Below are 20516 nucleotides of genomic sequence, written 5' to 3'. Positions count from 1 at the left end.
GCGCCGCGTCCCCACGCGCGCGTGCCTGTTCCTTCGCGGCGCGCAGCGCCACGCGCGCGAGGTCGACGCCGGAGGGCTCGGCCGCCTTCTTGGGCGCGGGTTCTTCCTCGGTGCTCATACGCGCTCCACTGCCCCGTCCGCCACGCTGTACCGCGTCCCCGCCAGTACATGCGGCACGTCGTCGTCGACCGCCGCCGTCACCAGCACCTGCTCACCGGGCGCCACCAGCTCGGCCAGCCGCTCCCGACGCCGCGTGTCCAGCTCGGCGAACACGTCGTCGAGCACGAGCACCGGCTCATTGCCCTCGCCCCTGAGCAGGTCGTACGAGGCGAGCCGGAGCGCCAGCGCGTACGACCAGGACTCCCCGTGCGAGGCGTACCCCTTGGCCGGCAACTGACCGAGTTTGAGAATCAAATCGTCCCGATGGGGTCCTACGAGGGTGACGCCCCGCTCGATCTCCTGCTTGCGCGCCTCCGCGATCGCCGCCATCAGCTGCTCGTAGAGGTCCTCACGCGTGTGCGCCTCACCGGGCGCCGACGGCTTGTACTCCAGGGCCACCGGGCCACCGCCGGGGGCGAGTTGCTCGTACGCCTTGTCGGTGAGGGGCTGCACCGCGGCGATCAGATCGAGCCGCTGGGAGAGCAACTCGGCGCCCACGCGCGCGAGATGCTGGTCCCACACGTCGAGCGTGGACAGATCCATCGAGCGCCCGCCGTGCCGCCGCGCCAACGCGGCCGACTTCAGCAGGGTGTTGCGCTGCTTGAGCACCCGCTCGTAGTCGGACCGCACACCGGCCATGCGCGGCGAGCGCGCGGTGATCAGCTCGTCCAGAAAACGCCGCCGCTCCCCGGGGTCACCCTTCACCAGCGCGAGGTCCTCGGGCGCGAACAGCACGGTCCGTACGATGCCCAGCACATCACGTGGTCTGACCTGCGAGGACCGGTTGATGCGGGCGCGGTTGGCGCGGCCGGGGTTCAGCTCCAGCTCGACCAGTTGCTGCCGCTCGCCCTGTCTGACCTGCGCCCGGATGATCGCGCGGTCGGCGCCCACCCGGACCAGCGGGGCGTCGGAGGAGACTCGGTGACTGCCCAGGGTGGCGAGATAGCCGATGGCCTCGACGAGGTTGGTCTTGCCCTGCCCGTTGGGGCCCACGAACGCGGTGACGCCGGGGTCGAGCGGGACGTCGACCCCGGCGTACGAGCGGAAGTCGGCCAGCGACAGATGCGTGACGTGCATGGTCGTTCGCCGACCTCCCCCAGGTTGTGGATCCACGGGCCGCGGCCTGTGGATCTGTGGATTACTTGGTCTCGACGGCGTGGCCGCCGAACTGGTTGCGCAGCGCCGCGACCATCTTCATCTGCGGCGAGTCCTCCTGGCGCGACGCGAACCGCGCGAACAGGGAGGCCGTGATCGCCGGCAGCGGCACGGCGTTGTCGATAGCGGCCTCGACGGTCCAGCGGCCCTCGCCGGAGTCCTCGGCGTAGCCCTTGAGCTTGTCCAGGTGCTCGTCGTCGTCAAGGGCGTTGACGGCCAGGTCGAGCAGCCAGGAACGGATGACCGTGCCCTCCTGCCAGGAGCGGAAGACCTCGCGGACGTCCGTCACCGAGTCGACCTTCTCCAGCAGTTCCCAGCCCTCGGCGTAGGCCTGCATCATGGCGTACTCGATGCCGTTGTGGACCATCTTGGAGAAGTGCCCGGCGCCCACCTTGCCGGCGTGCACGAACCCGAACTCGCCCTCGGGCTTGAGGGCGTCGAAGACCGGCTGAACCTTGGCGATGTTCTCGGCGTCGCCGCCGACCATGAGTGCGTAGCCGTTCTTCAGGCCCCAGACGCCGCCTGAGACCCCCGCGTCGACGAAGCCGATGCCCTTGGCGCCCAGCTCCTCGGCGTGCTTCTCGTCGTCCGTCCAGCGCGAGTTGCCGCCGTCCACGACGACGTCACCGGGCTCCAGAAGCTCGCCCAGCTCGTCGACGGTCGACTGGGTGGCGGCGCCGGCCGGGACCATCACCCACACGACGCGGGGGCCCTTGAGCCTGTCCACAAGCTCTCCCAGGCTGTGGACATCGGCGAGGTCCGGGTTGCGGTCGTATCCGATGACGGTGTGGCCTGCGCGGCGGATGCGCTCGCGCATGTTGCCGCCCATCTTGCCGAGGCCGACGAGACCGAGCTCCATCAGTTGTTCCTTAGGGTGCGACGTGGCATGAGGGCACTTGCGTACCTGTGTCCGAGCCTAAACCCGGACGGTCATGCACACCTGTGGGCATACGCGCTCAGAAGTACTAGGCCGTATGCCCCGACCTGCGGTGTTCTCGTCGGTCTGGATCAGCCGCTCAGGCGGACCGGCATGATCAGGTACTTGTAGGCCTCGTCCGCCTCGGCGTCCAGGGCCGGCTTGCCGCTGAGCAGCGCGGGCTTGGTGGAGGTCGTGAACGACAGCTGGGCCACCGGGGAGTCGATGGCGCTCAGGCCGTCCAGCAGGAACGTCGGGTTGAAGGCGATCGACACGTCGTCGCCCTCAAGGTTCGCGTCGACCCGCTCCACAGCCTGTGCGTCGTCGCTGGAACCGGCCTCCAGGATCAGCACGCCCTGCTCGAAGCTCAGCCGCACCGGCGTGTTGCGCTCGGCGACCAGGGCCACGCGCTTGACGGCCTCCACAAAGGGGGCGGTCTCGATCACGGCGATGGAGTTGAACTCCGTCGGGAACAGCGAGCGGTACTTCGGGAGGTCGCCCTCCAGGAGGCGGGTCGTCGTACGGCGACCGGCGCCCTCGAAGCCGATGAGGCCCTCGCCCGCGCCCGAGCCGGACAGCGCCAGGATCACGCTGTCGCCGCTCGTGAGGGCCTTGGCGGTGTCCAGGAGCGTCTTGGCGGGCACCAGGGCGACCGCGGACGCCTCCGGGTTCTCCGGCTTCCACAGGAACTCGCGGACCGCGAAGCGGTAGCGGTCGGTGGACGCCAGCGTCACCGTGTCGCCCTCGATCTCGATGCGCACACCGGTGAGGACGGGCAGCGTGTCGTCGCGCCCGGCGGCGATGGCCACCTGAGCGGCGGCCGAGGCGAACACCTCACCGGGGACGGTGCCGGTCGCGCCCGGCATCTGCGGCAGCGCCGGGTACTCCTCCACAGGCAGTGTGTGCAGCGTGAAGCGGGAGGAGCCGCAGACCACCGTCGCCCGTACACCGTCTGTGGAAATCTCCACCGGCCGGTTGGGAAGGGCGCGGCAGATGTCGGCGAGCAGCCGGCCGGAGACGAGGACGGTGCCCTCCTCCTCGACCTCGGCGTCGACCGACACGCGCGCGGAGACCTCGTAGTCGAAGCTGGACAGGCTCAGCTGCCCCTCCTCGGACTTCAGCAGGAGGCCGGCGAGGACCGGCGCCGGCGGACGGGCCGGGAGGCTGCGTGCCGCCCAGGCAACTGCCTCCGCGAGTACGTCGCGTTCCACCCGGATCTTCACTGTTGCCGCCTCCTGCTGTTGCCGGCGCTTCTCGGCCTGCCTGGCTTCGTCGTCTGTCTCGGTGTCGTCGGTCCCTGTGAGGGGAAGGACATCCGGGAACAGTCTGACGCACGGCACTGACAGTAGGTGCCTCTCGGGGTCAAGTCGTGACGAGGGGCGGTCGGGCGACGAAGCGCGAGTTGTGCACAGGCCCCGCTTCGAAACGGTTTCCCAGCTCTCTCTAGTTGCTAGTAGTAGTAGGGGCTGTGGATACCGTGGATAACCCCGTTTTCCCAGCTCAGAGCGGGAATTTTGTCCACCGGTCCTGTGGGTGACGGCGGTGGACAACCTCGGGTTTCTGTGGAGAACGGAAAGTTCTGCACACCCCATGCACAGCCGAGGGCCACTTCTCCCCAGCGCCGTCCCCAGCTTTACCCACCTTTCCCACAGCCCAACCCGGCACCTTCGTGTGACGCCTTTCACTCGACACGGTGAGATGGCGCGTCGCGTTGCCGAACAGTGGACAGCGGTGTGGAGAAGCTGGGGATCGCTGGGGACAACCGGGTCCAGCCTGTGGGTTGTCGGTGGACAACTCCGTCCCCAGCCTGTGGATCACGGATTTGTCCACAGCCTGTGGAGATCTTTTGTCCACGAATCCACAAGCATCTGACCTGGACTGATGGTCTCTCACCCGAGGCGCCTGTGGACACGATCTGGACAACTTCGCAGTCCCCAGGATGTGGACGGAAGAAAGTCACCAAATCTGTGGAGGGCGGCCGTAACCCGGCAGGTATTCGAACAGCGGGCGGTCTACGCACAGCTGTGGATGAGCGACGGACCAGTCCCGGATCGGCTCAGGAAGCCTCTGAAGTCGCCTTCGGACGCGCCTTTCGGCATGACGAAGGGCGCTCCGGGAGAGATCCCGGAGCGCCCTGGGCGCCGTAACTCTGTGGCCGTCAGCCGTTCTTGATGCGGTTGGTCAGTTCGGTGACCTGGTTGTAGATCGAGCGGCGCTCGGCCATCAGGGCGCGGATCTTGCGGTCGGCGTGCATGACGGTGGTGTGGTCGCGACCGCCGAACTGCGCGCCGATCTTCGGCAGGGAGAGGTCGGTCAGTTCACGGCACACGTACATGGCGATCTGCCGGGCCGTGACCAGCTGGCGCCCGCGCGAACTGCCGCACAGGTCCTCGACCGTGATGCCGAAGTAGTCGGCGGTCGCTCCCATGATCGCCGACGCGGTGATCTCCGGGGTCGAGTCCTCGCCGCCCGGGATGAGGTCCTTGAGGACGATCTCGGTGAGACCGAGGTCCACCGGCTGCCGGTTGAGCGACGCGAACGCCGTCACCCGGATCAGCGCCCCCTCCAGCTCGCGGATGTTGCGCGAGATGCGGGAGGCGATGAACTCCAGGACCTCCGGCGGGGCGTTGAGCTGCTCCTGCACCGCCTTCTTACGAAGGATGGCGATACGGGTCTCCAGCTCGGGCGGCTGGACGTCGGTGATCAGGCCCCACTCGAAACGGTTCCGCAGCCGGTCCTCCAGCGTGACCAGCTGCTTCGGCGGCCGGTCGCTGGAGAGCACGATCTGCTTGTTGGCGTTGTGGAGCGTGTTGAAGGTGTGGAAGAACTCCTCCTGCGTCGACTCCTTGTCCGCGAGGAACTGGATGTCGTCGACAAGAAGGATGTCCATCTCGCGGTACCGCTTGCGGAAGCTGTCGCCCTTGCCGTCGCGGATGGAGTTGATGAACTCGTTGGTGAACTCCTCGGAGCTCACGTACCGCACGCGAGTGCCGGGGTACAGGCTCCGCGCGTAGTGCCCGATCGCGTGCAGCAGGTGCGTCTTGCCGAGCCCCGACTCCCCATAGATGAAAAGGGGGTTGTACGCCTTCGCGGGCGCCTCGGCGACAGCGACCGCGGCGGCGTGCGCGAAGCGGTTCGAGGCACCGATCACGAACGTGTCGAAGAGGTACTTCGGGTTCAGGCGCGCGGTCGGCTCACCCGGGCCGGCCGCCGGCGCGGGCTTCGAGCCCAGCGGACCGGGCGATCCCGGACCGCCGCGGTGCACATGGCCGGAGTTCGACGACGAACGCGAGTCGGACAGATCACGGCGCGCGTCGCGCTGGTTGTACTCCGCGCGGGACTGCTCGTACTCGGCCCGCGACTGCTCGTACTCCGCGCGCTGCTGCTCGTACGACGGACGCTCCATCGACTGCGGGCGGTACTCCTGCGTCGGCGGCGCGTACTGGTCCTGCTGCGGCTTGTAGGAGTCCTGGGGCGGTGCTCCGTACTGATCCGGGGACGGCGAGCCGTACTGATCCTGTGCAGGCGGCCCGTACTGGTCCTGGGACGGTGACGCGTACGGATCCCGGTCGGGGAAGCCGAGTCGCTGCTGCTGCCAGCCGTAGTCGTCCTGCGACGGCCGCGGCCAGGCGCCGGGCTCGGGCCGCTGGTACTCCGACGGGTAGGCGGGACGGGCGGTGGGCAGCTGGTCGCCGGGGCCGCCCGGGAGCGGCTCGGCGCGATGACGGCCGTAGCCGCCCTCGTACGGGTCCCGGTTCTGCTCGGGTTCCTCGTAGCGGCGCTGGGGCGGGGCGGGGGGTGCCGGCGGGCCAGGGGGCTCGCCCGCGGAGTCGTCGACGGTGATCGCGATCCGGATCGGCCGGCCGCACTCGCGGCTCAGGGTCTCGCTGACGATCGGCGCGAGGCGACCTTCGAGCACGCCCTTCGCAAATTCGTTCGGTACGGCGAGCAAGGCGGTGTCTGCGACGAGTGCCAGGGGCTGGCAGCGCCGGATCCAGTGCTCGTCCTTGGTCTCGACACCCTGCCCACGCCCCTCACCGAGAAGTTGCTCCAGCACTCGTGGCCACACTGCGGCAAGATCGGCAGGTACGTCAGCCACAGGGCACGCTCTCTCACGGGTCCCACGAACGTGTGGTTCGCGGACGGGACGGGATGTAAATCGGGTGGGACGCAGGGGAAAAAGGTGTCGGGGCGGGGGACAAAGGAACGAATCAGAGTCCAGCCACGGTAGTCAGGGCGACGGGTGCGGTTCAAGTTGTTGTCCCCAGCCTGTGGATAGTGTCTCGCTGTGACCGCTGGTTTGACCGGATGGCGTAGCCCCGCGTACCGTGACCAGGTCGAGTTGTCGATGGCTGCTGCCGCCTGCCTCCGATGGGCACAGATCGCATGTGGGTGATCGGTCAGCGGTGCACTCGGGCGTTACTGCGAGCTACTCGTGGGCGCACGGTGACAGCCAGGACGGCACCCGCAACCACCGATTTATTTCTGGAGCCCCCTCGTGAGCAAGCGCACCTTCCAGCCGAACAACCGTCGTCGGGCCAAGACCCACGGCTTCCGCCTGCGGATGCGTACCCGTGCCGGTCGCGCGATTCTCGCGAACCGTCGTGGCAAGGGTCGCGCCAGCCTGTCCGCCTGATCCCGATCAGGTCATGACGTCGTGCTGCCTACCGAGCATCGGCTGAGGCGGCGCGAGGACTTCGCGACCGCGGTACGACGGGGTCGCCGGGCTGGCCGCCCGCTTCTCGTCGTCCACTTTCGTAGCGGTGCCACGGACCCGCACGCGCCAGGGGAGAGCGCTCCCCCGACGCGTGCGGGTTTCGTCGTCAGCAAGGCAGTGGGCGGCGCCGTGGTGCGCAACAAAGTGAAGCGCAGACTTCGCCATCTGATGCGTGAGCGAGTCGCTCTGTTTCCCCCCGGTAGCCTGGTAGTCGTACGAGCGCTGCCCGGAGCGGGCGACGCCGACCATGCACAGCTGGCCCAAGACCTGGATGCCGCCGTTCAGCGGCTGCTGGGAGGGGGCGCGCGATGAAGTACCCACTGCTGGCACTGATCAAGCTGTACCAGTGGACGATCAGTCCACTGCTGGGGCCGGTGTGCAAGTACTACCCGTCGTGCTCCCACTACGGCTATACGGCCATCGACCGGCACGGCGCGATCAAGGGCACCGCGCTCACGGCCTGGCGCATCCTGCGGTGCAATCCGTGGTCGCTCGGCGGTGTGGACCATGTCCCGCCGCGCAAGCGTCCGCGGTGGCACGAGATGCTGCGAGGCGCACGGCGCGCAGACAAGGGCGGGACCTCCGCCGCCGAAACGGCCACTGAAGGGCTGAGTCCTTCGAGCCCGGCCGCAGAGACACCGTCCCATGCCCAAGGAGCATGATTAGTGGACACGATTGCCAGTCTTTTCAGCTTCATCACGACACCCGTTTCCTGGGTCATCGTCCAGTTCCACTCGGTGTACGGGAAGGTCTTCGGTCCCGACACGGGCTGGGCCTGGGGCCTGTCCATCGTGTCCCTGGTGATCCTGATCCGCATCTGTCTGATCCCGCTCTTCGTGAAGCAGATCAAGGCGACCCGGGCCATGCAGACCCTGCAGCCCGAGATGAAGAAGATCCAGGAACGCTACAAGAACGACAAGCAGCGTCAGTCCGAAGAGATGATGAAGCTGTACAAGGAGTCGGGTACCAACCCGCTCTCCTCGTGCCTTCCCATCCTGGCGCAGTCCCCGTTCTTCTTCGCCCTGTACCACGTGCTCAACGGCATCGCGACGGGCTCGACGATCGGCGTCATCAACGACTCGCTGCTCGCCAGCGCGCGTAATGCGCACATCTTCGGTGCCCCGCTCGCCGCGAAGTTCACGGACGGCAGCAGCAAGGTAGCGGCGCTCGGTGCCACGCTGACCGACGTCCGGGTCGTCACCGCGATCATGATCGTGATGATGTCTGCGTCGCAGTTCTACACGCAGCGCCAGCTGATGACGAAGAACGTCGACACCACGGTGAAGACACCGTTCATGCAGCAGCAGAAGATGCTGATGTACGTCTTCCCGGTCATGTTCGCCATCTTCGGCATCAACTTCCCCGTCGGTGTCCTCGTCTACTGGCTGACCACCAACGTGTGGACCATGGGCCAGCAGATGTACGTGATCCGCAACAACCCGACCCCGGGTTCCAAGGCCCAGGCCGCCTACCTGGAGCGCCTGACCAAGCACGTCACGCACCACGAGAAGACCCGCAGCCGGGGTGAGAAGGCCATCGTCAAGGCGATCGTCTCCAAGGGCCGTGAGCGTAACGAGTTCGAGCGCAAGTTCATCAACAGCCTCACCAAGGTGGGCCTCGTGGCTCAGGCCGACGGGACTGTGGCGAAGGGCGAGGCAGCGGTGGAGTCCGAGGACGGCACGCCCACCACGGCCGCACCCAAGCGCCAGCAGCCCAAGCGGCAGTCCAAGTCCCAGCGCCAGTCCGGCGCCGCGAAGGCGGCCGACGAAAGTGCTGACGACACGGCCGCCGACGCCGAGCCGAAGACCTCGCTGAGCAAGTCGGACGAACCCGAGGACGCCAAGCCCGCCACCGCCGCCAAGAAGGCCGCCCCGAAGCCTGCCGGCGGTACCCGCAGCAAGGCCCAGTCCGGACAGCGCAAGGGTCCGCAGCGACCCAAGTCCCCGTCCAAGAAGTAAGAAGGAGTCCATCCCGTGACGGAAGGCACCACCACCTCCGCCGCTGCTGAGGGTGCAGACACCCTGTCCCGCCTGGAGCAGGAGGGCGAGATCGCGGCGGACTACCTTGAGGGTCTGCTGGACATCGCCGATCTCGACGGCGACATCGACATGGATGTCGAGGCCGACCGCGCCGCTGTCTCGATCATCAGCGACAGCAGCGGCCGCGACCTCCAGAAGCTCGTCGGTCGTGACGGTGAGGTGCTGGAAGCACTCCAGGAGCTCACCCGCCTGGCCGTGCACCGGGAAACCGGGGACCGCAGCCGGCTGATGCTGGACATCGCCGGCTACCGCGCCAAGAAGCGGACCGAGCTCTCCGAGCTGGGCGCCAAGACCGCGGCCGACGTGAAGAACACCGGCGAGCCGGTGAAGCTGAACCCGATGACGCCGTTCGAGCGCAAGGTCGTGCACGACGCCGTCAAGGCCGCGGGACTGCGCAGCGAGTCCGAGGGCGAGGAGCCGCAGCGCTTCGTCGTCGTGCTTCCCGCCTGATTGGTCCCAACGTTCCACCGGCCCCGTCTGTTGAGCAGACGGGGCCGAACTTTGTCAGCCTGATAGTCCTGTAGTTCTGGTGGTCCTGATGGTCAGCGCCCCATGCGCTCTTGCGGTACGGAAGGACGGTCCCCCGTGACGGAGGCAGCGGAGCTTCCCCCTGCGCCCGAGCAGGCGCGCGAGGTGTTCGGCGATCGCTTCGAGGATGCGGTCCGATACGCCGAGCTGCTCGCCGACGCGGGCGTGCAGCGTGGTCTCATCGGCCCACGCGAGGTGCCCCGCCTGTGGGAACGGCACATCCTGAACTGTGCGGTGCTCTCGGAGGTCGTGCCGGAGAGCGTGACCGTCTGCGACGTCGGTTCGGGGGCCGGCCTTCCAGGCATTCCTCTGGCGCTCGTCAGGGAGGACCTGAAGATCACGCTGCTGGAGCCCCTCCTGCGGCGGACCAACTTCCTCGCCGAGGTCGTCGAGCTGCTGGGCCTGGACCATGTGACCGTTGTGCGCGGTCGGGCCGAAGAGGTCATGGGTAAGTTGCAGCCCGTCCATGTGGTGACGGCACGGGCCGTGGCACCGCTGGACCGGCTGGCCACCTGGGGCATTCCGTTGCTGCGTCCCTACGGAGAGATGCTCGCCCTCAAGGGCGACACCGCCGAGGAAGAGCTCAAGGCGGCGGCAACGGCCCTGAGCAAGCTCGGTGCTGTGGAGACATCCATCCTCCATGTGGGCGAGGGCATCGTGGATCCGCTCTCCACGGTCGTGCGTGTCGAGGTCGGGGAGAGTCCCGGTGGTGTCCGCTTCGCCGCCAAGCGCGCTAAGGCAGCGCGCACCGGGCGGACCCGCCGCCGTCGCTGATCCGTCCTGACGACGAGACTTACTCCACACAAGCTGCCAAACCTACGCATGCCGGAGTGTCGCGGACAGTTCGGCCTCGGCTGCTGTGCATCGTGTTTCACGTGAAACGTCGCTCACTGCTACACGGCATCATCGGTCGCACCCGCGCCGCGGCCGAACCCCGCGACCGGAAGCCTCTCGGATCACTCGGAGAGGGCACGGAGTTGTCCACAGAGGTGGAATTCTCCACAGAACAACAGGCCTCACTGGTTCACGACCCTGAAGACATGGGAGGCTCTGTTCATTGCGAGCCTGAAGTCGAGGAGAGTGAATCCTTGCGGTCCGACGCCAACATCGCGGGACCGATGACCGATCCGGTCCCCGGTCCCCGTACCGAGTCGATGGGGGAGGATGTTTCACGTGAAACACCGCCCCCTATGGACGACACTCCCATCGGTCGTGCTGCCCAACTGGCTGTGGAAGCCCTAGGTCGTGCGGGCGAGGGCCTGCCGCGACCTGAGCAGACCCGAATCATGGTTGTCGCCAACCAGAAGGGCGGGGTGGGCAAGACGACGACGACCGTCAATCTTGCCGCTTCGCTGGCACTGCACGGTGCCCGTGTTCTGGTGGTCGACCTCGACCCACAGGGCAACGCTTCCACGGCACTGGGGATCGACCATCACGCCGAAGTTCCTTCCATCTATGACGTGTTGGTCGACAGCCGGCCTCTCTCCGAGGTTGTTCAGCCGGTTCCCGATGTCGAGGGTCTCTTCTGTGCCCCTGCCACGATCGATCTCGCCGGTGCGGAGATCGAGCTTGTGTCCCTGGTGGCGAGAGAGAGCAGACTGCAGCGGGCGATTCAGGCCTACGAGCAGCCGTTGGACTACATCCTCATCGACTGTCCGCCCTCGCTCGGCCTGCTGACGGTCAATGCGCTGGTCGCCGGTGCGGAGGTTCTCATCCCGATCCAGTGCGAGTACTACGCGCTGGAGGGCCTCGGACAACTGCTCCGCAATGTCGACCTGGTGCGGGGACACCTCAACCCCAACCTGCATGTGTCGACCATCCTGCTCACCATGTACGACGGCCGGACGCGCCTCGCGTCCCAGGTCGCGGACGAGGTGCGCAGCCACTTCGGCGACGAGGTACTGCGGACGAGCATTCCCCGCTCGGTCCGTATCTCCGAGGCGCCGAGTTATGGGCAGACGGTACTGACCTACGATCCCGGATCGAGCGGTGCCCTCTCCTACTTTGAAGCAGCAAGGGAAATCGCACTGAAGGGTGTGGGCGTCAGCTACGACGCACCACATGCGCACATCGGCGCGCAGAGCGACCAGAGCATGGTGGAGGGCATCCAGTGAGCGAGCGACGGAGGGGTTTGGGCCGTGGGCTCGGCGCACTGATCCCCGCAGCCCCGACCGGGGAGAAGACGGTGGCTCCGGCCGCCATGGGAGGCGGTGCTGCTTCCGCGTCCCCCACGGCCGTTCCGGTCATCAACGGCGACCGAGGGGTGGCCGCGGCGAAGGTCACCACCTTGCCGCCGGTTTCCTACGACACAGAGGAGTCGTCGTACGGCGCCGTGGAGACGTTCGCGCCTCCCATCGGTGCCCACTTCGCCGAGCTGCCTCTCGACTCCATCACGCCGAACTCCCGCCAGCCGCGTGAGGTCTTCGACGAGGACGCGCTGCAGGAGCTCGTCACCTCCATCAAGGAGGTCGGCCTCCTCCAGCCCGTCGTCGTACGGCAGATCGCCCCGACGCGCTACGAGCTCATCATGGGCGAGCGGCGCTGGCGGGCCTGCCGTGAGGCAGGGCTTGAGGCGATCCCGGCGATCGTGCGGGCAACGGACGACGACAAGCTTCTCCTGGACGCACTCCTGGAGAACCTGCATCGCGCCCAGCTGAACCCGCTCGAAGAGGCCGCTGCCTACGATCAGTTGCTCAAGGACTTCAACTGCACGCACGACCAGTTGGCGGACCGTATCGGGCGTTCCCGCCCGCAGGTCTCCAACACCCTGCGTCTGCTGAAGCTCTCGCCGTCGGTCCAGCGCCGGGTCGCGGCCGGAGTGCTCTCCGCAGGCCACGCCCGGGCACTGCTCTCCGTGGACGACTCGGAGGAGCAGGACCGGCTGGCTCACCGGATCGTGGCGGAGGGGCTCTCCGTGCGGGCCGTCGAGGAGATCGTGACCCTGATGGGTTCACGGCCCCAGACTGCTCAGCGCTCCAAGGGGCCACGGGCCGGCGCCCTGGTCTCCCCGGCGCTGAGCGACCTTGCTACGCGCCTCTCGGATCGCTTCGAGACCCGGGTGAAGGTCGACCTGGGGCAGAAGAAGGGCAAGATCACTGTCGAGTTCGCCTCGATGGAGGACCTTGAGCGCATCCTCGGCTCGCTGGCTCCGGGTGAGGGGCCGGTCCTGCAGAGGAGCCTCCTGGACGACGACGCGGAGGACGAAGCCTGAGCCGTCCTCTCACGGCATGGGATTCGTTGGCCCCGCCTGCAGAGCGAGCCGTGTCCGGTGTGTACCGGAACACGGCTCGCTCTTTGCTTTCTGTCGGTATCGATGCAATCGCATCATGGATACGATGCGTTCGGGTATGGCGCATCCACCTGGCAGCACCTCTTAGGGGAGGCGGGGGCCATGCGAACGGTGAGCCGAACCGGACTGGTGAGCGCAGGTCTGGGCCTGGGGGCGGTCGGCGGGTTCGTCGGCAGTCTGCTCAGGGAACGCAGCGCTCTGACAGCCGCTCGCGACGCTGCGGGCGAAGGAAGCGAGGATCAGCCTTCATGGGGCGTCGGCTCGTACCGCTCACGTTGGACAACCTCCCGGACATTCCCCAGCGTTGCCGGTCGTGCGTCTTCTGGGAGCTGGACCCCGTCAGCGGCCAAGCCGCGGTAAGAGCGGGCACGACGACCCTGGAGAAGGAAGCCTGGATCTCAGCCGTCCTACTTGACTGGGGCTCCTGCGGACGGGTCGTCTACGTCGATGACGTGCCGGTGGGCTTCGTCCTCTACGCGCCCCCCGCCTACGTTCCTCGCTCCACGGCGTTCCCTACGAGCCCCATCTCACCGGACGCTGTGCAGCTGATGACGGCGTTCATCATGCCGGGCTATCAGGGACAGGGGCTGGGCCGGGTCATGGTCCAGACGGTTGCCAAGGATCTGCTGCGGCGGGGCTTCAAGGCGATCGAGGCCTTCGGCGACACCCGCTGGAAAGGGCCTGCCTGCATGCTGCCCGCCGATCATCTGCTCGCCGTGGGCTTCAAGACGGTCCGCCCGCATCCCGCCCATCCACGACTGCGGCTGGAGCTGCGCACAACGCTCTCCTGGAAGGAAGACGTGGAGCTGGCGCTCGACCGGCTGTTGGGGGCCGTACAGAAGGAACCAGCGCTGCGACCGCTCTAGGGCAGGTCCACAGCAAAATGGGCCGACTCCGGGGAGCCGGCCCATTCGTGTTTCACGTGAAACATCACTCGGCGATGAAGTCCTCAAGGTCGCGCACGATCGCGGCCTTCGGCTTCGCACCGACGATGGTCTTGGCGACCTCGCCACCCTGGTAGACGTTCAGGGTCGGGATGGACATCACGCCGTACTTGGCGGCCGTACCCGGGTTCTCGTCGATGTTGAGCTTGACGATCTCGATCTTGTCGCCGTACTCGGCGGCGATGGCTTCGAGGGACGGAGCGATCTGACGGCACGGACCGCACCAGGCGGCCCAGAAGTCCACGAGGACGGGCTTGTCGCTCTTGAGGACGTCCTGCTCGAAGGAATCGTCGGTCACATTCTTCAGAGTGCCGGCCACGGCGGGCTCCTTAACTTGATCGTGCGGTGGGGCGGATGGGGGTCAGACGGTGGTCTTCGCGGGCTCTGCCTGCTCCTTGTCCGCGAGGGCGGCAAGGAAGTGCTCGGTGTCCAGAGCGGCGGAGCAGCCGGTGCCGGCGGCGGTGATCGCCTGGCGGTAGGTGTGGTCGACGACGTCACCGGCGCCGAAGACACCGGTCAGGTTGGTCCGGGTCGAGGGCGCCTCGACCTTCAGGTAGCCCTCCCCGTCCAGCTCCAGCTGGCCCTTGAAGAGCTCCGTACGAGGGTCGTGGCCGATCGCGATGAACAGTCCCGTCACCGCGAGGTCCGAGAGCTCCCCGGTCTTCAGGTTGCGCAGCTTGAGGCCGGCGAGCTTCGGGTCGCCCTCGATCTCGGCGACCTCGCTGTCCCAGACGAACTTGATCTTCGGGTCGGCGAAGGCACGCTCCTGCATCGCCTTGGAGGCACGCAGGCTGTCCCGGCGGTGGACGATCGTCACGGACTTGGCGAAGCGGGAGAGGAAGGTAGCCTCCTCCATCGCAGTGTCGCCGCCGCCGATGACGGCGATGTCCTGGTCCTTGAAGAAGAACCCGTCACAGGTGGCACACCAGGAGACACCCCGGCCGGAGAGGGCGTCCTCGTTCGGCAGGCCCAGCTTGCGGTGCTGCGAGCCGGTGGTGACGATGACGGCCTTCGCCTTGTGCACGGTGCCCGAGGTGTCCGTGACGGTCTTGATCTCACCGGTCAGGTCGACGGAGACCACATCGTCCGGGATCAGCTCGGCGCCGAAGCGCTCGGCCTGGGCGCGCATGTTGTCCATGAGCTCGGGGCCCATGATGCCGTCCTGGAAGCCCGGGAAGTTCTCGACTTCGGTGGTGTTCATCAGTGCGCCACCGGCGGTGACGGCGCCCTCGAACACCAGCGGCTTCAGCGACGCGCGCGCGGTGTAGAGCGCCGCCGTGTAGCCGGCGGGCCCGGAGCCGATGATGATCACGTTTCGGACGTCGCTCACGGCTTGGTTCCTCGTCTCTGGACTGCGTCAGTACGACCGGTGGGAGCCCCTGTCAGAGCCTCCACCCCACCCAACGGATCCTACGGGGCCCGCATTCCCGGTGTGTCCGGGCACACGGAGACGGCACACAGGAGGGAAGTACCACACCGGTCGGCGATAAGACGTCCGTAGTCAGGAACGCGCGTACGACCGTGTCAGAAGAACCTTGCCAGGGGCGAATGTCGGCCGACCGACACAGGCCGCGTCGACGACATACGCCATGACGCGGGTGTTGTCGGAAGCGTCGGGGAGCACGACCAGATAAGCGGCGCTCCCCTTGTAGGTGCCCTTCTTGGCGCCGAGTACATCCTCGTCGCCGCGGTTGATGCCTTGCCTGATGCAGTTCGGGATGGTGCCGGAGGGCTGGATCAGGGTTTGGGGTGTCTTGACGGACGATTTCGGGCCGCCCGATGCAGTTTCGGCGTTCCAGGAATCCCCGGTGCCGGGGCCCCGACTCGTGGCGGTCTTCGAGGAGAGAAGATCCGCGACTTCGCTCTCCAGCTTCCCCTTCGAGAAGGTGTCCGCGGCGCTGGTCGGGTTCCCATGAGCCGCGTCGGACGTCTTGTGGTCGCCCAGCGACTGGAGGAACAGGGAACCGGCTCCGAGAACGGCCGCGGTGAACACGGCTCCCAGGACGATCCTCCCGCGACGACCGCCGCGACTCCGTTCCTTGCGTCCGGGACCCGTCGCCGCATGCGCACGTCCTGACGGGCGGTCCGTCGGAGGCGATGTTTCACGTGAAACATGCGTCCCGATGTCCTCGCCGGACACGGATCGGGACGCACTCACCAAGATCGGCGCAGCCAGCGCCTCGGGCGCAGTGGCACCCAGCAGGGCCTCCGCGGCGAGGGCCGCGTCGATACGGCCCGCGATCTCGGCGGGCATCCGTGGTGGGCCGGGCAGCGTGCCCAGCAGTCCCCGGATCTCCTCCAGCGAGTCAAAGACATCCGCACAGAGCTCGCACTCATCCAGATGCTGTCGTACCTCAGTCGTCCTGGACGGCGGGAGAAGGCCCTCGGTGAGGTCGGAGATCTCCGCGACGTCCGGGTGCCCGGCCATGTCCGTCGTGGATGTCACGCTCGCCCACCTCCGCCCTTCACAGCAGTTGAATCGCTCGGCCCTGCATCCTTGGGACCCGACGCGTCGCGTGGTCCCGCTGCCGGTGGGACGGATGTCCCCTGCGCCCGGTTCCGTCGTGCGCCCGGTTCCTCGCCGTCAGCGGCTCTTTCCGGCCGCAGATGGGTGAGGAGCGGAAGCAGTCTGGCTCTTCCGCGGGCGCAGCGGCTCTTCACCGTGCCCGTCGGCACATCGAGGATGCGGGCGGCTTCCGCGACCGGGTAGCCCTGCATGTCCACGAGGACGAGGGCGGCGCGCTGGTCAGGCGGGAGGGTGCCCAGGGCTTCCAGCAGTTGGCGGTGCAGGTCGTTGCGCTCCGCCGGGGCGGCGGCCGACTCGTGCGGCTCCAGGAGCTGTTCGAGGCGCTCGGTGTCGTCGACCGGAGACGTCTTCCTGGAGGCGGCCTTACGGGCGCGGTCCAGGCAGGCGTTCACGGTGATCCGGTGCAGCCACGTCGTGACGGCCGACTGGCCGCGGAAGGTGTGGGCAGCCCGGTAGGCGGAGACCAGGGCGTCCTGGACCGCGTCAGCGGCCTCCTCGCGGTCGCCCAGCGTGCGGAGGGCCACGGCCCAGAGGCGGTCCCGGTGGCGCCGTACGAGCTCACCGAAGGCGTCCGGGTCGCCCTCGACATGACGGGCGAGCAGATCCTGATCGCTCATGCCGTCGTGTCCGGCGCCTTCCGCCATCGGACCCCCTCCCCCTTCGGTGAGACGTCAGCCCGTGAACTTCACGTCGGTGATGGCCTGCTTGTAGCCGGCATCGCTGTACTGGTCGCTCTCCGCGTGCGGCAGAGCGGTGAGCCAGACAAGAACGTACCGGCTCTTCACCTGCTTGGTGACCTTCACCGTCGCACTGGTCCCGGTCGTCGTGACGCTGCCGATCTGCGTCATGGAGTCCAGCGAGGAGGGCGACAGCGAGTCCGCCGCGTAGAGCTTCACCGTCGTGTGATCGCCGCTGTAGTAGAGCCCTATGGTCGCCGTGGACACGTCCTGGGCCGAACCGAGGTCGTAGACGATGCCCACGCCCGGCTTGTAGGGCGCGAGCACCGGGCCCCCTATGAAGCTGGAGGTTCGCCAGTACGTCGACGGGTCGCCGTCGTACGTCTTGTCGACGTCCCTGGGGTGCTGGGCGTCGCCCTTCGCCACGAACTCCTGGGCGCCCTGGATGGAGAGCGCCTTGACCGGATTGGTCTTGTCGCCGCTCTTGTCGTTCCCGTCCGTCGGCTGCGTCTGCTTCGTGTCGTCGGACTTGTTGCCCTGGTCCATGAGCGCGTCCGCGAGCTGCCAACTGCCCAGGCCCAGCGCGGCGATCAGCAGCGCGGACACTGCCCACTTGAGGGCTTTGCCGGTACGGCTCTGCAGCGGGGGTGGCGGGCTCGGCACCGCCTGGGTGGCACCGGGATGCGGCGCGGGGCGGCCGTACGTGCCCTGTTGGTAGGTCGTGCGCTGGTATTCGGGAGGTGCGGTGAACGCGGGCTCCGGCGGGCGGATGCGGGGCATCTCGCCGATCGCCTTCACCAGTTCCTCCGGAGTGGTGCACGCCGCTTCGTGCCGGGAGGCCGTGGCGCCGTCGTTGGCGAGCGCGCGCATGGCGAGCTCCGAGAGACCTCGGTGGACACCTGCGCGCACCTGGTCGGGAGCGATGAGACCGACGCCCTTGGGGAGCCCGGACAGGCCGTAGGCGTCGCTCTCGTACGGCCAGCGCTGGGTGAGCGCCGCGTACAGCAGGGCGCCGATCGCCTCCGTGTCCGTGCGCTGCGGGGTTTCCGAACTGATGCCGCGCAGCGCGGCGTTGACGGCCAGACCCCGGATGCGCCACTGGCCGGACGAGGTGCGCAGCACCGCGTTCGGGTTCAGGCGCAGATGGGCGAGGCCCTCGCGGTGGGCGGCGGCCATCGCCGAGGCGATCTGACTGACCATCTGGTAGGCGTCGTGCGCCTCCAGCGGGCCGGGCGCCAGAAGCGCCGTCAGTTCCGTGGCGTCGGGCAGCCATTCGTGCACGACGTAGACGAGGTCGTTCTCCTCCACGGCGTCCAGGACCTGGACGAAACGCGGATCACCCAGCAGCGCCGAGGAACGGGCCGCGGCCAGCACAGAGCGGGCCCTGGCATGGTCCGCGGGCAGGATGTGCACACCGACGGCGCGGCGAAGTTTCTCGTCCACCGCGCGCCAACTGCTGAAGCCGTCCAGACGAGTGACGCACTCTTCGAGTCGATAGCGTCTGGCGAGCTTGTGTCCGCTGTGCAGTTCGGGAGGTGAGGCCTTCTCGGTTTCCTCGATCCCGCCGCTCCCCTGTGCCTCGTCGCTGTCCGTGTCCCGCTCCGGGTTCTGGGCCACCCCGTCGGCCGTGGACTGGTCCGCCTTGGCGGTCAGCGGCTCGTCGCCGCTGTTGTCTGCCACGTCGACGGCAGCCGTGCTCCGTTCCGCCACCGCCGCTCCTGCCTCCCCATTCGTTGCACGCTGTCCGACGCCGAAACCAATTGTGCCCACAGTCTGCCGCTATGCACGACACACAGCGGCGGACGATGGTTGTGCGTGTGCCCCGCCTCAGCGCCCCAAGCGCCCGCGCACCATGCCGACGAGGGAGTTGAGCTCCTCGATACGCATGCGGCGGGCGGCGACGTAGAAGACTCCGAGCAGTACGGCACCGCCCACCAGAAGCGCGGCGAACGAGCCGACGACACCCTGGCCGAGCGTATGTCCGATCCCGTAACAGGCCGCACCACTGAGCAGTGCGGCCGGCACGGAGGCGATACAGAGCCGAGCGTACGTCCGCAGCACCCGAGTGCCGTCCAGGTCGCCGTTGAGCCGCTTGCGCAGCCGGTTCCAGGCGACGCCGACACCGGTTGCGTACGCGAGGCCGTACGAGGCCGCCATGCCGACCACGGCCCAGCGGGCCGGGAGCACGAAGAAACAGACCGCCGAGGCGCCCGCGTTGACCGCGGCCACGATGACGGTGTTGTAGAAGGGCGTCCTGGTGTCCTCGTAGGCGTAGAAGGCGCGCAGGACGACGTACTGCACCGAGTACGGGATCAGGCCGAGGGCGAAGGCCATCAGCATGAAGCCCATGTTCGTGGCTGAACTGGTGCCAGAGGAACCGAAGATCAGGGTGCACATCGGGATACCCAGGGCGAGGAGCCCGAAGGCGATGGGCACGATGGCGACGGCGGTCGTGCGCAGGCCCTGGGAGATGTCGTCGCGGACGGCTCCGCTGTCGCCCTCGGCGGCCGAGCGCGAGATCCGCGGCAGCAGGGCGGCCATCAGGGAGACGGTGATGATGGCCTGCGGCAGACCCCAGATCAGCTGGGCGTTGGCGTAGGCGGCAAAACCGGTGCCCAAGACGCCGGAATCCTTGCCGGAGGCGGTGGACAACTGCGTGACGACCATGGCGCCCGCTTGGTTGGCGAGGACGAAGAGGACTGTCCACTTGGCGAGCATCGCGGCTTTGCCGAGGCCGTGGCCCTTCCAGTCGAAACGCAGGCGCAGCCGGAATCCCGTCTCCCGCAGATACGGGATCATCGCCAGAGCCTGCACGACGAGCCCGAGGAGAACTCCGATTCCCAGGAGCCGTTGGCCTTCCGCCGGAATGTTCCCGGCGGTCATGCCGGAGCTGCCGGCGGTGCCGTAGACCCAGATGAACATGCCCAGCGTCACGATGATGACGATGTTGTTCAGGACCGGGGTCCACATCATCGCGCCGAACCTGCCGCGGGCGTTGAGGATCTGGCCCATCACCACGTGGATGCCCATGAAGAAGATCGAGGGCAGGAAGTAGCGGGTGAAGGTGACGGCGACCTCGTTCGCGGCAGGGTCGTTGGCGACCGATGCCGAGAGCATGCGCACCAGGAGCGGTGCCGCGAACATCGCGAGTGCGGTGAGGCCACCGAGGGCCACCACGACGAGGGTCAGCAGGCGGTTGGCGTAGGCCTCGCCGCCGTCCTCGTCGTCTTTCATCGCGCGCACCAACTGGGGCACGAAGACCGAGTTGAGGCCACCGCCGACAGTCAGGATGTAGATCATGGTCGGCAACTGGTAGGCGACCTGGAAGGAGTCGCCGAGCAGGCCCAGGCCCAATGCAGAGACGATCAGCGCGGAGCGGACGAAGCCCGTCAGGCGGGAGACCATCGTGCCCGCGGCCATCACGGCACTCGACTTCAACAGCCCCGTGGCCCGACCGCCCTTCGCGGCCGCAGCCGCCGGTGCCGGTGCCGGCGCCGTAGGAGTGAGCTGCATCGTGGCGTCGTACATCGGTGCCGGGGACGGCGCGACGGGGGCCTGGCACGAG

Annotated in this window: 19 protein-coding genes and 1 pseudogene; 9 read left to right on the top strand and 11 right to left on the bottom strand. The window is 67.7% G+C overall.

Annotated features, from left to right (window positions below):
• The 5 genes and pseudogenes from R6V09_RS20210 to dnaA all read right to left on the bottom strand — a co-directional run.
• Nucleotides 1-97: pseudogene (locus R6V09_RS20210) on the bottom strand (DUF721 domain-containing protein); the annotation flags it as partial.
• A 17-nt stretch (nt 98-114) separates the two neighbouring features.
• The gene (gene recF, locus R6V09_RS20205) at nt 115-1236 is read right to left on the bottom strand and encodes a DNA replication/repair protein RecF (RefSeq protein WP_317882810.1); all 1122 of its coding nucleotides are present in this window, start codon (nt 1234-1236) and stop codon (nt 115-117) included.
• Between the two features lie 61 nt (nt 1237-1297).
• The gene (gene gnd / locus R6V09_RS20200; protein WP_317882809.1) at nt 1298-2173 is read right to left on the bottom strand and encodes a phosphogluconate dehydrogenase (NAD(+)-dependent, decarboxylating); all 876 of its coding nucleotides are present in this window, start codon (nt 2171-2173) and stop codon (nt 1298-1300) included.
• 149 nt (nt 2174-2322) lie between these two features.
• Nucleotides 2323-3453, bottom strand: coding sequence for a DNA polymerase III subunit beta (gene dnaN / locus R6V09_RS20195; protein WP_019073352.1), 1131 nt, complete (start codon nt 3451-3453; stop codon nt 2323-2325).
• A 935-nt stretch (nt 3454-4388) separates the two neighbouring features.
• A complete protein-coding gene (gene dnaA / locus R6V09_RS20190; protein WP_317882808.1) occupies nt 4389-6329 on the bottom strand; it encodes a chromosomal replication initiator protein DnaA in 1941 nt (646 codons plus the stop codon).
• Nucleotides 6330-6728: 399 nt separating this feature from the next.
• Between dnaA and rpmH the strand changes: the two genes are divergently transcribed.
• From rpmH to R6V09_RS20145, 9 genes are all read left to right on the top strand, one after another.
• Nucleotides 6729-6866, top strand: a complete 138-nt coding sequence (gene rpmH / locus R6V09_RS20185; RefSeq protein ID WP_006381191.1) for a 50S ribosomal protein L34 — start codon at nt 6729-6731, stop codon at nt 6864-6866.
• A 21-nt stretch (nt 6867-6887) separates the two neighbouring features.
• Entirely contained in the window at nt 6888-7259 is a 372-nt protein-coding gene (gene rnpA / locus R6V09_RS20180; protein ID WP_078532680.1) for a ribonuclease P protein component, read from the top strand.
• Nucleotides 7256-7609, top strand: a complete 354-nt coding sequence (yidD, locus tag R6V09_RS20175) for a membrane protein insertion efficiency factor YidD (protein WP_019073355.1) — start codon at nt 7256-7258, stop codon at nt 7607-7609. Before rnpA ends, yidD begins: the two co-directional genes overlap by 4 nt.
• 3 nt (nt 7610-7612) lie before the next feature.
• A complete protein-coding gene (yidC, locus tag R6V09_RS20170) occupies nt 7613-8905 on the top strand; it encodes a membrane protein insertase YidC (protein WP_317882807.1) in 1293 nt (430 codons plus the stop codon).
• A 15-nt stretch (nt 8906-8920) separates the two neighbouring features.
• The gene (locus R6V09_RS20165) at nt 8921-9436 is read left to right on the top strand and encodes a Jag family protein (protein WP_200716169.1); all 516 of its coding nucleotides are present in this window, start codon (nt 8921-8923) and stop codon (nt 9434-9436) included.
• Nucleotides 9437-9571: 135 nt separating this feature from the next.
• A complete protein-coding gene (gene rsmG / locus R6V09_RS20160; protein ID WP_317882806.1) occupies nt 9572-10288 on the top strand; it encodes a 16S rRNA (guanine(527)-N(7))-methyltransferase RsmG in 717 nt (238 codons plus the stop codon).
• A gap of 266 nt (nt 10289-10554) precedes the next feature.
• On the top strand, nt 10555-11628 hold the full coding sequence (locus R6V09_RS20155; protein WP_078532690.1) for a ParA family protein: 1074 nt from the start codon (nt 10555-10557) through the stop codon (nt 11626-11628).
• On the top strand, nt 11625-12725 hold the full coding sequence (locus tag R6V09_RS20150; RefSeq protein WP_317882805.1) for a ParB/RepB/Spo0J family partition protein: 1101 nt from the start codon (nt 11625-11627) through the stop codon (nt 12723-12725). Before R6V09_RS20155 ends, R6V09_RS20150 begins: the two co-directional genes overlap by 4 nt.
• Nucleotides 12726-13051: 326 nt before the next feature.
• Nucleotides 13052-13669 carry a GNAT family N-acetyltransferase gene (locus R6V09_RS20145; RefSeq protein WP_317882804.1) on the top strand — a complete coding sequence of 206 codons (618 nt, stop codon included), beginning with the start codon at nt 13052-13054 and terminating at the stop codon, nt 13667-13669.
• Between the two features lie 64 nt (nt 13670-13733).
• Here the strand turns inward: R6V09_RS20145 and trxA are convergent, their stop codons facing one another.
• The 6 genes from trxA to murJ all read right to left on the bottom strand — a co-directional run.
• Nucleotides 13734-14066 (bottom strand): thioredoxin, encoded by a 333-nt coding sequence (gene trxA, locus R6V09_RS20140; protein ID WP_007383275.1) that lies wholly within the window; start codon nt 14064-14066, stop codon nt 13734-13736.
• A 42-nt stretch (nt 14067-14108) separates the two neighbouring features.
• The gene (gene trxB / locus R6V09_RS20135) at nt 14109-15077 is read right to left on the bottom strand and encodes a thioredoxin-disulfide reductase (protein ID WP_317882803.1); all 969 of its coding nucleotides are present in this window, start codon (nt 15075-15077) and stop codon (nt 14109-14111) included.
• A 171-nt stretch (nt 15078-15248) separates the two neighbouring features.
• Entirely contained in the window at nt 15249-16193 is a 945-nt protein-coding gene (locus R6V09_RS20130) for an anti-sigma factor family protein (RefSeq protein WP_317882802.1), read from the bottom strand.
• A complete protein-coding gene (gene sigM, locus R6V09_RS20125) occupies nt 16190-16918 on the bottom strand; it encodes an RNA polymerase sigma factor SigM (RefSeq protein ID WP_317882801.1) in 729 nt (242 codons plus the stop codon). Before sigM ends, R6V09_RS20130 begins: the two co-directional genes overlap by 4 nt.
• A gap of 27 nt (nt 16919-16945) precedes the next feature.
• Nucleotides 16946-18661 (bottom strand): protein kinase family protein, encoded by a 1716-nt coding sequence (locus R6V09_RS20120; RefSeq protein ID WP_317882800.1) that lies wholly within the window; start codon nt 18659-18661, stop codon nt 16946-16948.
• A 117-nt stretch (nt 18662-18778) separates the two neighbouring features.
• On the bottom strand, nt 18779-20516 hold a 1738-nt coding region (gene murJ, locus R6V09_RS20115), incomplete at its 5' end, for a murein biosynthesis integral membrane protein MurJ (RefSeq protein ID WP_317882799.1).

It is taken from the genome of Streptomyces sp. W16, from assembly GCF_033194735.1.
Lineage (GTDB): Bacteria > Actinomycetota > Actinomycetes > Streptomycetales > Streptomycetaceae > Streptomyces.
Note: the sequence above shows the minus strand (reverse complement) of the source record. Positions and strands in the feature narration are given on the sequence as shown.

Coding starts and splice junctions, on each gene's coding strand:
- recF (WP_317882810.1), bottom strand. CDS start 1,236: ATGCACGTCACGCATCTGTCGCTGGCCGACTTCCGCTCGTACGCCGGG.
- gnd (WP_317882809.1), bottom strand. CDS start 2,173: ATGGAGCTCGGTCTCGTCGGCCTCGGCAAGATGGGCGGCAACATGCGC.
- yidD (WP_019073355.1), top strand. CDS start 7,256: ATGAAGTACCCACTGCTGGCACTGATCAAGCTGTACCAGTGGACGATC.
- R6V09_RS20155 (WP_078532690.1), top strand. CDS start 10,555: ATGGGAGGCTCTGTTCATTGCGAGCCTGAAGTCGAGGAGAGTGAATCC.
- R6V09_RS20145 (WP_317882804.1), top strand. CDS start 13,052: ATGGGGCGTCGGCTCGTACCGCTCACGTTGGACAACCTCCCGGACATT.
- sigM (WP_317882801.1), bottom strand. CDS start 16,918: ATGGCGGAAGGCGCCGGACACGACGGCATGAGCGATCAGGATCTGCTC.